Below are 15,804 nucleotides of genomic sequence, written 5' to 3' on the forward strand. Positions count from 1 at the left end.
TGTTGCGGGTGTAGGAGAGGCGTTAGCGAGATCTGTGCCAGATATTCAAGTTGTTGAAATATAAGGGTTTATTGTTTTTCTGAAGATGTATTTGAAAAATTTGTCTCTGTTTTGAGATTGTAGCGGCCGATGCGGCGCCATCGCGAGCAGGCTCACTCCTACAAGTTGCGGAACAAACCGATCAAATGTAGGAGTGAGCCTGCTCGCGATGCTTTTAATCTCATAATCGAGATTTGAATCTCTCTATTGAGACTCAGCGATGCCCAAGGCCAACATTTTTTTGTACAGCGTCGACCGACCCAACCCCAGGCGAGCCGCCGCCTCTGGCACCTTGCCCGCGCATTGCGCGAGGGCGGACTGGATCAGTTGCCGGTCGAACCGCTGGCGCGCCTGGGCGAATGTCTCGTCGGCCAAAGTCTCCAGCGCCGGTGCTGCCGACGGGCGTTCAACCGGGGTAAACGTGCCGATGGAACTGCGAATATCCTCTTCGGTGAGGATCAGGTCGTCACTGAGCAGTGCCGCCCGTTCCAGCACGTTGCGCAACTCACGGATGTTCCCCGGCCAGGCGTGCTGGCCGAGCAGATCCAGCGCCGCGCGGCTCAGTTCATGCTGACTACGCAGCTCTTCAAGGATCGCTTCGCTGAGCGCCGGCAAATCATCGAGGCGTTCACGCAGCGGCGGAACATGGATCGGCAGTACGTTGAGGCGGTAATACAGGTCGGCGCGGAACTCGCCGCGCTTTATCGCGGCTTGCAGATCAGTCGATGTCGCCGCGATCACCCGCACATCGCTTTGAATCACATCGTTGGAGCCGACCGGTTCGAATTCCTTTTCCTGCAATACCCGCAGCAGTTTGCTTTGTAGCGGGAGCGGCATGTCGCCAATCTCGTCGAGAAACAGCGTGCCGCCCTGGGCGATCTGCAACTTGCCGCTGCGACCCTTGCGGTCAGCGCCGGTAAACGCCCCGGGTGCAGTGCCGAAAAATTCCGCCTCAAGCAACGCTTCGGGAATCGCTGCACTGTTGATGCTGACGAAGGCTTTATGGGCGCGAGGCGAGGCGCCGTGAATTGCCTGGGCCAGCAGCTCCTTGCCGGTGCCGGTCTCGCCGAGCAGCAGCACCGGCGAGTCGGTGCTGGCACTGCGCCGGGCGCGGCGTTTGACTTCAAGGCTGGCGGTGCTGGTGCCGATGAAATGGGCGAAATTGTATTTGGTCTGCCGGGCCCGAAGCAGGGAACGGGTCGAGGCCAGCTCTTCCTGCATGCTCAGGTAGCGCTTGAGCATCGGCGACAGCGTGCGCAATTCATCGAACAGGGCAAAACCGATAGCGCCGATCACTGCCCCAGCGTCGTCATGGATCGGCAGGCGCATCACCACCAGCGGCTCTTTCGGCGTGTCCTGCATGTCCAGCAGGATCGGCCGGCCGGTGCGTACCACTTCGCGTAGCAAACTGCCGGGGATCACGCTTTCGCAGGGTTGGCCGATGGCTTTTTTCGCCGACTCAAGACCAAAACGCCGGGCATATCGCTCATTCATCCAGACGATATTGGCATCCCGGTCAACAATCACCGTGCCTTCGCTGGACTGCTCGATGATCTCGAACAGCGAGCGGATCGCCAGCGTGCGAACGCGTTGGTAGTCCTTGAGGCTTTCGGTGCTGTTCATCTGACAGATCCTGAATGTGTTTCGGCTGTGGCGACGCCATCGCGAGCAGGCTCACTCCTGCATTTGAAATGCGTTCCACTGTAGGAGTGAGCCTGCTCGCGATAGATGTGACTCGGTATCAAGGCATGCGCCAGATTATGCCTACCCCGGATGTGCCGCCGCCAACAGCTCTTTGGTGTAAGGATGCTGCGGCGAATCGAATACCTCATGGCTGGCGCCGCGCTCGACCACCTTGCCGTCCTTGATCACGATCATGTCGTGGGCCAGCGCCCGCACCACTGCCAGGTCGTGGCTGATGAACAGATAGGTCAAACCGTGTTTTTCCTGCAGGTCGCGGAGCAGGGCGACCACTTGTTTCTGCACGGTACGGTCGAGGGCCGAGGTCGGCTCGTCGAGCAGGATCAGCGCCGGTTTCAGCACCAGTGCCCGGGCGATGGCGATGCGCTGGCGCTGGCCGCCGGAAAACTCGTGCGGGTAACGGTGACGACTGTCGGGGTCGAGACCGACTTCCTTGAGCACGCGGATCACCTGTTCATCGCACTCTTCGGCGCTGGACTGACAGTGCACCTCCAGCCCTTCGCTGATGATCTGCGCCACCGACATCCGTGGGCTGAGGCTGCCGAACGGGTCTTGAAACACCACCTGCATCTGCCGGCGCCACGGTCGCAACTGCTTCTGGTCGAGGCCGTCGAGGGCGGCGCCCTGAAAGCGGATACTGCCCTCGGAGTCGAGCAGCCGCAGAATCGCCTGGCCCAAGGTCGATTTGCCCGAGCCGGATTCGCCGACAATGCCCAGGGTTTTGCCGCGCTGGATATTCAGGCTGATGCCGTCCACCGCCCGCAGGTATTGTTTGCGCTCGAACAGCCCGCCACCGACGACGAATTCGACTCGCAGGTCATCGACTTCCAACACGTTCTCACGCTCGTCCCGGGGCAATGCTTCGCCCTCCGGTTCGGCGTTGAGCAGCACGCAGCTGTAAGGGTGCTTCGGCTCGGTGAACAGGGTTTCGCACGGCGCCTGCTCGACGATTTCGCCAGCCTTCATCACGCACACCCGTTGCGCAATGCTGCGCACCAGATTGAGATCGTGGCTGATCAGCAGCAGCGACATGCCCAGACGCTGCTGCAAGGATTTGAGCAGCAGCAGGATCTTGCGCTGCACCGTCACGTCGAGCGCGGTGGTCGGCTCGTCGGCAATCAGTAGCTCCGGTTCGCAGGCCAGAGCCATGGCGATCATCACCCGTTGCCGTTGCCCGCCGGACAGTTGGTGCGGGTATGCCTTGAGGCGCTCTGTGGGTTTCTGAATGCCCACCAGTTCCAGCAGTTCGAGAATCCGCTGTTGCGCCGCTTTACCGCCCAGGCCGCGATGCACCAGCAGGGTTTCGCCGATCTGCTTTTCGATAGTGTGCAGAGGGTTGAGCGAGGTCATCGGCTCCTGGAAGATCATCGCGATGCGATTGCCGCGCAGTTCGCGCAGCACCTTCGGATCGGCGCCGACCAGCTCCTGACCGCGATAGCGAATGCTGCCGCTGGTTTGCGCATCACCTTGCGGGAGCAATTGCAGGATCGAATGCGCGGTCACCGATTTGCCCGAGCCCGACTCGCCCACCAGGGCCAGGCATTCGCCGGGGCGGATGTCCAGGCACAGGTTGCGCACCGCTGGCTGGCCATGGAAGGCGACATTGAGGTCACGGATTTCGATCAGGTTATCAGTCATGGTCGCACTTCAGGATCGTGGATCGAACGCGTCGCGTAACGCTTCGCCAATGAACACCAGCAAGGAAAGAATCAACGCCAGGGTAAAGAATGCCGTCAGCCCGAGCCACGGCGCTTGCAGGTTCTGCTTGCCCTGGCCGATCAATTCGCCCAGCGAGGCACTGCCGGCGGGCATGCCGAAACCGAGGAAGTCGAGGGCGGTGAGGGTGGAAATGGCCCCGGTCAGAATGAACGGCAAGTAACTCAACGTCGCGTTCATCGCATTGGGCAGGATGTGTCGGACAATCACCTTGCGGTCACTCAGGCCGAGGGCTCGCGCCGCCTTGACGTATTCCAGATTGCGCCCGCGCAGGAACTCGGCGCGCACCACATCCACCAGCGCCAGCCACGAAAACAGCGCCATGATGCCCAGCAGCCACCAGAAATTCGGCTCGACGAAACCAGACAGGATGATCAGCAGGTACAACACCGGCAACCCGCTCCAGACTTCCAGCAGACGCTGTCCGAGCAGATCGACCCAGCCGCCGTAATAGCCTTGCAGGGCGCCGGCGGCAATGCCGATCAGGGCGCTGATGGCGGTCAGCATCAAGGCAAACAGGATCGACACCCTGGCGCCGAAAATCACCCGTGCCAACACGTCACGGGCCTGATCGTCCGTGCCCAGCCAGTTGACCTTTGATGGTGGGCTCGGGGCCGGTTGGTTGAGGTCGTAGTTAGGTGTGTCGTCGCTGAACGGGATCGGCGGGAACAGCAGCCAGCCGCCGTCCTTGCGGATCAGGTTCTGCACATAGTCACTGCGATAATCGGCCTGGAACGGCAGTTGTCCGCCAAATTCCTGCTCGGTGTAACGCTTGAACACCGGGAAATAGAACTGGCCCTGATAGCTGACGACCAGCGGTTTGTCGTTGGCGATCAGTTCACCGCCCAGCGTCACGATGAACAGTCCGATGAACAGCCATAGCGACCACCAGCCACGGCGGTTTTTCTTGAAGCGCGCAAAACGGCGACGGCCCAGAGGCGAGAGCTTGAACATCAGGCGTTCCTCGCGGCGAAGTCGATGCGTGGATCGACCAGGGTGTAGCACAGGTCGCCGATCAGTTTTATCAAGAGGCCAAACAGGGTAAAGATGAACAGCGACCCGAACACCACCGGATAGTCCCGGGAAACCGCCGCTTCGTAACTCATGCGACCGAGACCGTCGAGGGAGAAGATCACTTCGATCAGCAGCGAGCCGGCAAAGAACACGCTGATGAACGCCTGCGGAATCCCCGACACCACCAGCAGCATTGCATTGCGGAAGACGTGACCGTAGAGCACGCGGCGTTCGCTCAGGCCTTTGGCACGGGCAGTCACCACATACTGGCGGGTGATTTCATTGAGGAACGAGTTCTTGGTGAGAATCGTCAGCGTGGCGAAACCGCCAATCACCAGTGCGGTCACCGGCAACACCAGGTGCCAGAAGTAATCGGCGATCTTGCCCAGGGTCGACAGTGATTCGAAGTTGTCGGAGACCAGCCCGCGCACCGGGAACCAGTTCAGTGAGGTGCCGCCGGCAAATACCACGATCAGAAACATCGCAAACAGAAACGCCGGCATCGCGTAGCCGATGATGATCGCGGTGCTGCTCCAGATGTCGAAATGGCTGCCGTGATGCACCGCCTTGCGAATGCCCAACGGGATCGACACCAGATAGGTGATCAGCGTCGCCCACAGACCCAGGGAGATGGTCACCGGCATTTTTTCCAGGATCAGGTCGGTGACCGTGGCGCCGCGGAAGAAGCTTTTGCCGAAGTCCAGCTGCGCGTAGTTCTTGAGCATCAGCCACAGGCGTTCGTGCGCCGGTTTGTCGAAACCGTACTGCTTTTCGATGTCCTTGATCAGTTGCGGATCGAGGCCTCGGCTGGCACGTGAGGTGCTGCTCATGGTTTCGCTGGAACCGCCGCCGACACTGGCGCCGCCAATCCCCTGCAGATGCGCGATGGCCTGTTCGACCGGGCCGCCGGGTGCTGCCTGAATGATCACGAAATTGACCAGCAGGATGATCACCAGCGTCGGAATGATCAGCAGCAGGCGCCGCAGAATGTATGCCCACATCAGTGCGGTCCTCCGGGTCTGCCACGGCTGATCTTTTCGGCGGTCATCTGCTGGTTGGTCAGCGGGGTGCTGCTGATCTCCCACCAGCTCTCGATCGCTTCATCATTGCTCGCCTGTATCGCCGGCATGCCGAAGCGGTTCCACCAGACGGTGGAGGTGCCCGGCGGGTAATAATTGGGAATCCAGTAGTAGTTCCACTGCAGCACCCGGTCCAGCGCATGGGCGTAGTGCAGCATGTCGCTCTGGGTCGAGGCGCGGATCAGGCCGTTGATCAAGGTGTCGACCGCCGGATTCTTCAGCACCATATAGTTGTTGGCGCCGGGATCGTTGGCGGAAATCGAACCGAAGTAATTGAGCAGTTCACCACCCGGGGACGTGGTGACCGGATAACCGGTGACGATCATGTCGTAGTCGCGGCTCATCAGGCGGTTGACGTATTGCGAAGAATCGATGCGGCGGATATTGAGGTCGATGCCGATCTGCTTCAGCGTACGCTTGTAAGGCAGGAGCAGGCGGTCCATGCCGTTCTGGCTGACCAGAAAGGTGAAGCTCAAGGGCTCGCCCTCGGCGTTGACCAGTTGGTCGCCATCGGGTTTCCAGCCAGCCTGTTCAAGCAATGCCAGCGCTTGCAGCTGTTTATCGCGGATCAAGCCGCTGCCGTCGGTTTTCGGCGCCTCGAAGACCCGAGTGAAGACTTCATCGGGAATCTGCCCGCGCAGCGGCTCAAGGATCCTCAGCTCTGCGGCATCCGGCAGTTCGCGGGCTGCCAGTGCGGAATTGGAGAAGTAGCTCTGCTGGCGGATGTACATGTTGCGCATCATCTGCCGGTTGCTCCACTCGAAATCCCAGAGCATCGCCAGCGCCTGGCGCACCCGGCGATCCTGGAACATCGGCTTTTGCAGATTGAACACGAAGCCCTGGGCCGATTGCGGGGCTTCGGTGGCAAGGTGGGCCTTTTGCAGGCGGCCGTCACTCAGCGCCGGGCTGTCATAGCCAATCGAGTAGCCGGTCGCAGAAAACTCGCGATTGTAATCATAGGCACCGCCACGCAGCACTTGGCGCGCGACGTCGGTGTCGCCGAAATACTCGATGCTGAAGTGATCGAAGTTGTACAGGCCGCGGCTGACTGGCAGGTCCTTGCCCCACCAGTCGGGATTGCGCTCGAAGGTGATGCTGCGCCCGGAGTCGACCTTGCCGACCCGGTACGGGCCGCTGCCCAATGGCGGTTCATAGCCGCCCCCACCCGCGAAGTCGCGGGTTTTCCACCAATGCTCGGGAAACACCGGCAGGGTGGCGATGTCCAGCGGCAAGGTGCGGTTCTCGTTGCTTTTGAAGTCGAAGCGCACAGTCAGCGGCGCTTCCACTTCCACGCCTTTGACGTCGGCGAACTGCGTGCGATAACGCAGGCTGCCTTGGGTCATCAACAAATCGTAGGTATAGCGCACGTCTTCGGCAGTGATCGGCTGGCCGTTGGCGAAACGCGCCTTGGGATTGATGAAGAAGCGCAGCGACAGCCCGTCCTCCGAGCGTTCCATCTTCTGCGCCACCAGACCGTAGACCGTGTAGGGCTCGTCCATCGAACGCTGGGCCAGCGGCGAATAGAGCATGCCGTCGATCTGTGTGACGCCGATGCCTTTGTCTATATAAGGCAGGATGTGATCGAAATGACCGATTTCTATCGCCGAGCGGCGCATTGTGCCGCCCTTGGGCGCCTGCGGATTGGTGTAGTCGAAGTGGCTGAAGCCGGCCGGGTATTTGGCAGGTTCACCATAGACGGTCAACGCGTGTTGCGGGGTGGCGTCCACACCAGCGGCACCCAACAGCAGGGCCACGGCAGTGAACAGCAGAGAAGGGAAAGCCAGTCGCATTTTCAGCCTTAAAGCCGGGTGATCGATAAGCGCAATTTGTACGCGAGCGGCGCGTCAGTCGCCAGCCGTATCCTGTAACCAAAACACAACGGCCCACCAAAAGGCGGGCCGTTGGGGCAGCAACCAGGCGACGGATCAGTCCTGGCGGCTGGTGACTTCGAGCAGGTGATAACCGAACTGGGTCTTCACCGGACCTTGCACGACGTTGATCGGCGCGCTGAAGACCACGGTGTCGAATTCCTTGACCATCTGGCCAGGACCGAACGAACCCAGATCACCGCCCTGACGGCTGGACGGGCAGGTGGAGTTGGCCTTGGCGACTTCGGCGAAATCAGCACCGCCTTCGATCTGGGCCTTGAGTTCGTTGCACTTGTCTTCGCTGGAAACCAGGATGTGGCGGGCAGTGGCTTTAGCCATGGGGAAACTCTCCAATCTATTTCAGTAAAGTGTGGAGCCTACCGGATTCAGTAAGCGATTTCTCGGCAAAGTTCCGCTCGGTGCGTTGGCCTGCGCTTACAACTGCGCGGCCTTCAGACGCATGGCGTGCTCGACATAGAGTTCGACGGGATCATCAGCGAGTTTTCGCAGCCCGCCGGGGCGCCGCAGGCTGGCGAGATGGTCGAAGGGGTAGTCGGAGCGGATCACCGTGCCCAGGTGCGAGCTGTAGCGACCGACGAAACCATCATTCTGCCCGGCCTCCACGACAAAATGTCCCGACAATCCCCGGCACACCGCATGCACCGGATCAAGTGGTTGCATCAGATCGTCTTGCAGGGTGCCGCTCCAGGAATAGTAATGAACGCCATTGACCTGTTCCGCACCCTGACCGCCCCAGGTCAAAGGCAGGCCTTGAGGGTACTTGTTGTTGAATTGGCCGACGCCGACGGTGGTAAGGGCGTTAAGCGCTGCGACGGCTTGCTGCGGCAGCCTGGGTTGACCGCTGAGCAGTGACAGCAGGTCGGCGAATTGGGTTGCGAGCAGTTCTGCCAGTTGCTCAGGCAGACGCCCCGGAATCAGTGCCATGCGTAAGGCATCGGCAAGCTCCGAACCGTGATTGGGGCCGCTGACCGACGTGACCGAGGCGACGTGTTCCGGTGCCAGCGCCGCGGCATAACGGCAGGCCAGCGCGCCTTGGCTATGCCCGATCAGGTTGACCTTGCTGGCGCCGGTACCTTGCAACACGCGCTCGATTTGCAGCATCAACTGCTGGCCGCGCACTTCATTGTCATGGGTTGCCGACAGCTGCGGCACAAACACTTGGCCGCCTGCCTCACGCAGTGCTTGCTTGACATCATGAAAAAGCTCGAAACGACCGATGCGGTCAAACCCGAACAGGCCATGGACTAAAAGGATGGGGTGGCGCGTTGTCGCATTCCGTTGCATGTTCCTGCCTCTTTTGCAGATGCTTGTCGGTGGTTGATGCGTGCCACTGTAAAACACGGCTGCGGGCTGGCGATGTCTGAAAAATCCGCGGAATTGCGAGGAATCTGGACTAAAAACTGTGCGATTTTTCAGTTCTGCTTGAGGGGGTAGTCGGAACATTTGGCAATCTTTTGTCCCGTTTTTTCATATTTGCTGCCGGATGCCTACGCTCTGCGGTGTGTTTGCCCTCGGTTCGCAAGGCTCTGAGCTGACTTCGTTCAGGCGCTTGATGGTGTTCAATGGGCTTCGTTCGACGCTGCCTCGATGGCGGCGTTTTTTCCAAGGAATGGAGCCGCGAATGTCTATTAACGAAGTCACTGCCAGCACCTCTGCAATACCGATGGAAAATGCTGCCCCACTTTCGAATGTCGCCGACGGCGGCCATCTGCATGTGAAGGTGGCGGGTGAAAGCCTTGAATTCAGCTACCGGCCAGCGCTCTCGCCGAGGCCATCTTCAGCGTTGAGACTGCCCGCTCCGATGCTGGAGGTATTGGATGAAGCGATGCTCGACCCCAATCTGAGCCATGCGTATGTCAGGGTGGCGCCTTACCCTGACATGCTGTGCGGTGACAAGGTGGTGCTGAGCTGGCACGGGCTAGATGCCGAAGGATTGCCTTATCGTCATGACGTTTCGCGCTCTGTCACCGAAGCACAGATCGGTCAGGACATCGTCTTCGTCATCAAGGGCGCGCACGTCGCGGCACTGGAGCGCGGTTCGCTGGAGCTTTACTGGACGCTCTACAGTGTCTGCCTGTCGGAACCAGTGCCATCCAGTCGCTTGCAACTGAATGTGGGCGATCCCGCCCCCGAGCTGCTTGCACCGTTCATTGAAGAGACGGTGGGCGGCACACTTGATCCCGATCGTGTTCCGCACGGCACAAGTGTCACTGTGCGACCCTATGCGCGGATGGCTGCCGGGGACCGGGTCATCCTGTCCTGGCAAGGCGCGGAACCGACGTTCACTGACGCGTTGATCGTTGAGCCGTTTGCTGTCGGCGAAGCACTGTCCTTCTGGATAAACGCTGAGCGCATCGTTCCCTATTCCCAACAAGAGGTGATGGTCAGCTATCAGGTCGAGTCAATGGATGCGCCGGTGAGACGCTCGGCAACGGCGAAAATCCTGATCGCGCCGTTGATTCGCGGCGATCTGGCGGCACCGCAGGTGCTGGAGGCGCCGGACGGCGAACTGGACGCAGCGGACACCGTGGATGGTGTGACCGTGGTGATCAGCAATGCCCAGGCTGAGGAGGGCGAGTTGGTGTATCTCAAATGCGACGGGGAATATTTCAGTCATCGCGATGATCGCGATATCACCCGGGAAACCGCTGGTCAGCCACTGGTCTTCATCGTGCCTTACCGGTTCTGGCAAGAGCATCGTGAAACCGTGGTCCAGGTGTCGTACCAGGTGGAGCGGCTGGATGACGTCAGCCAGGTCTCCTGCGTTGCCCGCATTCGCGTGCGAGCCTGACGCCGTTTTGCAGTCTGAACGGCGAATCAGCCTTTGCGGGAAGTTCAGGCATCCCGCAAAGGCTGGTGATGATCAGGTCCGCAGACGTGCAGCTGCACTCGACAGTAACTGTTCCGTCGCACTGAATCCCAGGCAACCATCGGTGATCGATACGCCATAACGCAAAGCTGGGTTTAGCGGCTGGCAACCCTCGAACAGATGGGACTCGATCATCATGCCGATCAGGGAGCGATCACCCTGTAGGCGTTGCTCGAGCACTTCGTTGAACACCTCGGGTTGACGCAGGGGATCCTTGCCGCTGTTGGCGTGACTGCAGTCGACCATGATCCGGCTCGGAATCTTCAAGCGGGTCAAGTCAGCATGCACCCGGGCCACGCTCTCGCTATCGTAGTTCGGACCCTTGTGGCCACCGCGCAGTACCAGATGTGTGTCGGGGTTCCCCGGGGTCTGAATAATCGCCGGGTGCCCTTGGCTGTCGACGCCGAAGTGACGATGCGGGTGCGCTGCCGAACGCATGGCGTCGACGGCTACGCTAACACCACCGTCCGTGCCGTTCTTGAACCCCACGGGCATGTTCAGGCCGCTGGCCATTTCCCGGTGGATCTGCGATTCGGTGGTGCGTGCGCCGATGGCGACCCAGCTCAGCAGGTCGTCGAAATAGCCGGCAGCCATGGGCTGCAGCAGCTCGGTGGCGATGGGCAGGCCCAGACGGATCATCTCGAGCATCAGTTCGCGGGACAGGGTCAGACCGCTGGCCATGTCATCGCTGCCGTCCAGATGCGGATCGTAGGCGAGGCCTTTCCAGCCGACAGTGGTACGTGGTTTTTCGACGTAGGCGCGCATGACCAGGAGCATTTCGTCGCTGACATCACGTGCCAGTCGGGAAAGCTTTTCGGCGTATTCGAGCGCAGAGCGCGGGTCGTGAATCGAGCAGGGACCGACAACAACCAGCAGGCGATGGTCTTCGCCGTTGAGAATCGCGCGGACCGCCTGGCGGTGGGCAGCGACTTGCTGGGCGAGGGCATTGCTCAGGGGCAATTGCTGTTTGAGCTGCAACGAGCTGGGCAGACGCAGGGTCAGTGCTTCGTTGGCAGAATTGAGGGTGGACAGTGGCAGAGCAGAAACAGACGAGTTCATATTCGGGATTCCTGGGCTGGCGGCGGGTGCTTCCCGCTCACTCGGCCCTACTGGGGTGTTCGACAATTGGCCGTATTGGCTGCGTGTATGTGCTTGCCACCTGTGGGTGACCGATCGGAGGCGGCAGGCTGTCCCGAGCGGGGGCTGGTAAATCGCCAGGCGGTAAAACTGTCGTAACGGTAATAAGTGGCGTAGTTCATTTCGTGATTCCTCAAAGTGTCTGGTGTGTTGCTGTAAAAAATGTTGGGCCTGAAAAAACAAAACCCCCGGTCGGGAGGCCGACCGGGGGTTGAGAATTCTCTGGTAGGCGACCCGTTTTCATGGGCGCCGGTGGGTATCAGGCGCGCCAGTGGCTAAACCAATACCCAAAATAAAAGCTGGCTGGAGCGCAGACGCCATTCACCCGGGCAGCCGCAACCGAGCGCAGGGCGCTGGCGGAACGAAACTGTGAGAGGGCGTTGAACATGGTCTGTCTCCGATGAATGCGCCGAGCTTACTAGAGGCTCGTAGGCCTGAGCAATCAGAAAATGCTATCGCTCATTCAGCGCGTTACCTATCGCTTGAGTGCCACAGGCGTTGTGACACACTGGGTGTTTTGTCAGAGGCCACAAGGAGGAATCATGTCAACGCTCACTGTCGCTGCAGCACAGTCGTTTTCCATTGCTGGTGATCTGGCCGCGAACATTGCCGCTCATTTGCGTTTCATGACCGTGGCGGCGGAGCAGGGGGTGGAGCTTTTGGTGTTCCCCGAGCTGTCCCTGACGGGCTACGAAGGCCAGTTGGCCGCTGACATGGCGATCGACCCGCAGGACGCGGTGCTGCAACCCTTGCGCGAACGGGCTCAAGAGTTGGGTATCAACGCTGTCGTCGGCATGCCGATTCGTCTGAAAGAGGGTTCGCAGGCGCTGATCGGTGCTTTGACGTTAGGCGGGGACGGCTCTCTTGAGGTCTACAGCAAACAACATTTGCACACCGGTGAAGAGCGTTGCTTTGCACCCGGTTCCGGTGGCTCGTTTCTGCGTGTAGGCAGTGACAGCGTGGCACTGGCTGTCTGCGCTGATTTTTCCCACGCCAGCCACGCAGCAACCGCCGCCGGCCATGGTGCCAACCTGTATGCGGCAGGGGTGCTGATCGGAGAAAGCGGCTATAACGCGGACAGCGCGCTGCTGCAGGGGTACGCCGAAAAACACTCGATGGCGGTGCTGATGGCCAACCATGCCGGGCTTACGGGCGGGTGGCAGTCGGCCGGGCGTAGCGCAATCTGGTCTGAAAACGGCTCGCTGGTGGTGGCTGCGCCGGGGCCGGGCGAACTGTTGGTGATAGCGCGGCGTGATGCCGGCGAATGGCAAGGACGGGTGGTTTCCGTGGCGGTGGAGTGATGGCGTACTGTTTGCGGCGCGCGGAACCTGATGATCTGGAGTTTGCCCGAGCGCTGGCGTGTCGGAACATGCTGCGCTATTACATTGACCACGATCTGCTATGGCAGGACGAAGCGTTCGATGTTGGTTGGACCGGACGTGACAACTGGCTGATTTTGCTGGATGACGTCACCGTGGGCTTTTTCAGCCTCAGTCGTGATCGTCAGGCGTTGTACATTCGCGAGCTGCAAGTTGCTGAAGATTTTCACCGGCAGGGCGCAGGATCCTGGGCGATTGATCAGGTTATCGCCATGGTTCGCGCAGAAGGACGCCCGGCGTTGCGCCTGACCGTATTCAAAAATAATCCGGCGCAATATCTGTATAAGAGAAAAGGCTTGCAGGTGTGCGGCGAGGACGAGTGTTTCCTGAGGATGCAGCTCGATTTCAGTACACCTGTGCTCTGAAACCCACGGCTGGCAAGCCCTCGATGATGAATTGAAACTTTTTAAATGACGCTTGCCGCTAGGTCTGTCGGGCACTTTTTGCTAAGGTGTCGGGCATCCCAATAAGACCATATCGCGAGGTGTCTGCTTGATTAGGGTGCTAGTGGTCGATGACCATGATCTCGTTCGTACAGGCATTACACGTATGCTGGCCGATATCGATGGCTTGCAGGTGGTTGGCCAGGCCGAATCCGGGGAAGAATCCCTGATCAAGGCCCGTGAGTTGAAACCCGATGTGGTCCTGATGGACGTCAAGATGCCCGGTATCGGTGGTCTTGAGGCCACACGCAAGCTGTTGCGCAGTCATCCGGACATCAAGGTCGTTGCTGTCACGGTATGTGAGGAAGATCCGTTTCCTACGCGTCTGCTGCAGGCCGGTGCCGCCGGTTACCTGACCAAGGGCGCGGGTCTGCCGGAAATGGTCCAGGCCATTCGGCTGGTCTTTGCCGGGCAGCGCTACATCAGTCCGCAGATTGCCCAGCAACTGGCGATCAAATCGTTCCAGCCCACCAACGATTCGCCTTTCGATGCCCTGTCCGAACGAGAAATCCAGATCGCATTGATGATTGTCGGCTGTCAGAAGGTGCAGATTATTTCCGACAAGCTCTGCCTGTCGCCGAAAACGGTGAACACCTACCGCTACCGGATCTTTGAAAAGCTGTCGATCAGCAGCGATGTCGAGTTGACCTTGCTGGCTGTACGCCACGGCATGGTTGATGCCAGCGCCTGACCATGACTGAAACATTCGATTCCGGCGCCTTCCTGGCGACTGTCAGTGGGCGTCCCGGCGTTTATCGCATGTTCGACAGCGATGCGCGCCTGCTGTACGTCGGCAAGGCCAAGAACCTCAAGAAGCGCCTTGCGAGCTATTTTCGCAAGACCGGTCTGGCGCCGAAAACCGCTGCACTGGTCGGGCGTATCGCTCAGGTCGAAACGACCATCACCGCCAACGAAACCGAGGCGTTACTGCTTGAGCAGACGCTGATCAAGGAATGGCGTCCGCCGTACAACATTCTGTTGCGCGACGATAAGTCCTACCCCTACGTGTTTCTTTCCGACGGCCAATTCCCGCGCTTGAGCATTCATCGCGGCGCGAAAAAGGCCAAGGGCAAGTATTTCGGCCCTTACCCGAGCGCCGGGGCCATCCGCGAAAGTCTCAGTCTGCTGCAAAAGACCTTTTTCGTCCGTCAGTGCGAAGACAGCTATTACAAGAACCGCACGCGCCCGTGCCTTCAGTATCAGATCAAACGCTGCAAGGCGCCTTGTGTCGGACTGGTCGAGCCTGAGGTCTACGCCGAGGATGTTCGCCATTCGGTGATGTTTCTAGAGGGGCGCAGTCACGCGCTCACCAATGAGCTCTCTACGGCGATGGAAGAGGCCGCGATCAATCTCGAGTTTGAGCGTGCCGCCGAACTGCGCGACCAGATTGCCTTGCTGCGCCGGGTTCAGGATCAGCAAAGCATGGAAGGCGGCACTGGCGACATCGACGTAGTTGCCGCCTTCGTCAATCCGGGTGGCGCCTGCGTTCATTTGATCAGCGTGCGCGGCGGACGAGTGCTGGGCAGCAAGAACTTCTTCCCGCAGGTGGGTATCGAAGAGGACGTTGCGGAAGTCATGGCGGCGTTTCTTGGTCAGTACTTCATCAGCAGTCCGGAACGCGACCTGCCGAGCGAACTGATCGTCAACGTGGTCCCCGAAGACGCGACGGCACTGATCGATGCCATCCACGAGTTGCGCGGTCGCGAACTGTCCATCAGCCACCGGGTGCGTGGTACGCGGGCACGCTGGCAGCAGTTGGCGGTCACCAATGCCGAGCAGGCGCTGGGGGCGCGTCTGGCCAACCGCCAACACACCGCCGCGCGTTTCGATGCGCTGGCGGAAGTGCTGAACCTGGATGAGCCGCCGCAGCGCCTGGAATGCTATGACATCAGTCATTCCAGCGGCGAGGCCACCGTGGCCTCCTGTGTCGTGTTCGGCCCGGAAGGCGCGATCAAGTCCGACTATCGCCGCTACAACATTGAAGGCGTCACGGCGGGCGATGACTATGCGGCCATGCATCAGGCGTTGACCCGGCGCTTCAGCAAACTGAAGGACGGGGAGGGCAAGTTGCCGGACATCCTGTTGGTGGACGGCGGTAAGGGTCAGTTGTCGATGGCTCGCGACGTGTTGAATGAACTGGCGGTGCCTGATCTCATCCTTTTGGGTGTGGCGAAGGGCGCAACGCGCAAGGCAGGCTTCGAAACTTTGTATCTTAATGATGCCGCGCACGAGTTCACGTTGCGTGGTGATTCGCCTGCGCTGCACCTGATCCAGCAGATTCGTGACGAAGCTCACCGCTTCGCGATTACCGGACACCGCGCCCGGCGCGGTAAAACCCGCCGCACTTCGACGCTCGAAGGCGTCGCGGGCGTGGGACCGACCCGACGTCGGGACTTGTTGAAACATTTTGGTGGATTGCAGGAGCTGTCTCGTGCAAGCATCGAAGAGATCGCCAAAGCACCGGGGATCAGTAAAAAGCTCGCAGAGTCGATTTATGCAAACCTGCATAGCGAGTAGAATGCCAACTCACCTCGTAGC

13 protein-coding genes are annotated in these 15,804 nt (G+C 59.9%); 5 read left to right on the forward strand and 8 right to left on the reverse strand.

Annotated elements, in window-relative coordinates:
- Positions 1–243: 243 nt before the first annotated feature.
- The 7 genes from J5M57_RS10970 to J5M57_RS11000 form a co-directional block, all read right to left on the reverse strand.
- Positions 244–1,662, reverse strand: coding sequence for a sigma 54-interacting transcriptional regulator (locus J5M57_RS10970; protein WP_207848541.1), 1,419 nt, complete (start codon positions 1,660–1,662; stop codon positions 244–246).
- Positions 1,663–1,803: 141 nt separating this feature from the next.
- Positions 1,804–3,378 carry an ABC transporter ATP-binding protein gene (locus J5M57_RS10975; RefSeq protein ID WP_207848540.1) on the reverse strand — a complete coding sequence of 525 codons (1,575 nt, stop codon included), beginning with the start codon at positions 3,376–3,378 and terminating at the stop codon, positions 1,804–1,806.
- Positions 3,379–3,387: 9 nt separating this feature from the next.
- Entirely contained in the window at positions 3,388–4,410 is a 1,023-nt protein-coding gene (locus J5M57_RS10980; protein ID WP_207848539.1) for an ABC transporter permease, read from the reverse strand.
- Positions 4,410–5,471: a microcin C ABC transporter permease YejB gene (locus J5M57_RS10985; RefSeq protein WP_064587713.1), complete on the reverse strand. Its 1,062-nt coding sequence runs from the start codon at positions 5,469–5,471 to the stop codon at positions 4,410–4,412. Before J5M57_RS10985 ends, J5M57_RS10980 begins: the two co-directional genes overlap by 1 nt.
- Entirely contained in the window at positions 5,471–7,339 is a 1,869-nt protein-coding gene (locus tag J5M57_RS10990; protein ID WP_207848538.1) for an extracellular solute-binding protein, read from the reverse strand. The genes J5M57_RS10985 and J5M57_RS10990 overlap by 1 nt, the downstream gene beginning before the upstream one ends.
- A gap of 135 nt (positions 7,340–7,474) precedes the next feature.
- Entirely contained in the window at positions 7,475–7,756 is a 282-nt protein-coding gene (locus tag J5M57_RS10995; RefSeq protein WP_007912303.1) for a peptidylprolyl isomerase, read from the reverse strand.
- A gap of 96 nt (positions 7,757–7,852) precedes the next feature.
- On the reverse strand, positions 7,853–8,722 hold the full coding sequence (locus J5M57_RS11000) for a triacylglycerol lipase (RefSeq protein WP_207848537.1): 870 nt from the start codon (positions 8,720–8,722) through the stop codon (positions 7,853–7,855).
- 337 nt (positions 8,723–9,059) lie between these two features.
- Between J5M57_RS11000 and J5M57_RS11005 the strand changes: the two genes are divergently transcribed.
- Positions 9,060–10,229: a hypothetical protein gene (locus J5M57_RS11005; protein ID WP_207848536.1), complete on the forward strand. Its 1,170-nt coding sequence runs from the start codon at positions 9,060–9,062 to the stop codon at positions 10,227–10,229.
- 72 nt (positions 10,230–10,301) lie between these two features.
- Here J5M57_RS11005 and J5M57_RS11010 read toward each other — a convergent pair whose 3' ends face one another.
- The gene (locus J5M57_RS11010) at positions 10,302–11,366 is read right to left on the reverse strand and encodes a 3-deoxy-7-phosphoheptulonate synthase (protein WP_207848535.1); all 1,065 of its coding nucleotides are present in this window, start codon (positions 11,364–11,366) and stop codon (positions 10,302–10,304) included.
- A 620-nt stretch (positions 11,367–11,986) separates the two neighbouring features.
- Between J5M57_RS11010 and J5M57_RS11015 the strand changes: the two genes are divergently transcribed.
- The 4 genes from J5M57_RS11015 to uvrC all read left to right on the forward strand — a co-directional run bounded on the left by J5M57_RS11015 (position 11,987) and on the right by uvrC (position 15,783).
- Positions 11,987–12,745, forward strand: coding sequence for a carbon-nitrogen hydrolase family protein (locus J5M57_RS11015; RefSeq protein WP_207848534.1), 759 nt, complete (start codon positions 11,987–11,989; stop codon positions 12,743–12,745).
- Positions 12,745–13,188, forward strand: coding sequence for a GNAT family N-acetyltransferase (locus J5M57_RS11020; protein WP_169841560.1), 444 nt, complete (start codon positions 12,745–12,747; stop codon positions 13,186–13,188). Before J5M57_RS11015 ends, J5M57_RS11020 begins: the two co-directional genes overlap by 1 nt.
- Before the next feature lie 127 nt (positions 13,189–13,315).
- The gene (gene uvrY, locus J5M57_RS11025) at positions 13,316–13,957 is read left to right on the forward strand and encodes a UvrY/SirA/GacA family response regulator transcription factor (protein WP_024012761.1); all 642 of its coding nucleotides are present in this window, start codon (positions 13,316–13,318) and stop codon (positions 13,955–13,957) included.
- 2 nt (positions 13,958–13,959) lie between these two features.
- Positions 13,960–15,783, forward strand: a complete 1,824-nt coding sequence (gene uvrC / locus J5M57_RS11030; RefSeq protein WP_207848533.1) for an excinuclease ABC subunit UvrC — start codon at positions 13,960–13,962, stop codon at positions 15,781–15,783.
- Positions 15,784–15,804 lie beyond the last annotated feature (21 nt).

The organism is Pseudomonas sp. 86_A (assembly GCF_017491705.1).
In the GTDB taxonomy this organism is placed as follows: Bacteria; Pseudomonadota; Gammaproteobacteria; order Pseudomonadales; family Pseudomonadaceae; genus Aquipseudomonas; species Aquipseudomonas koreensis.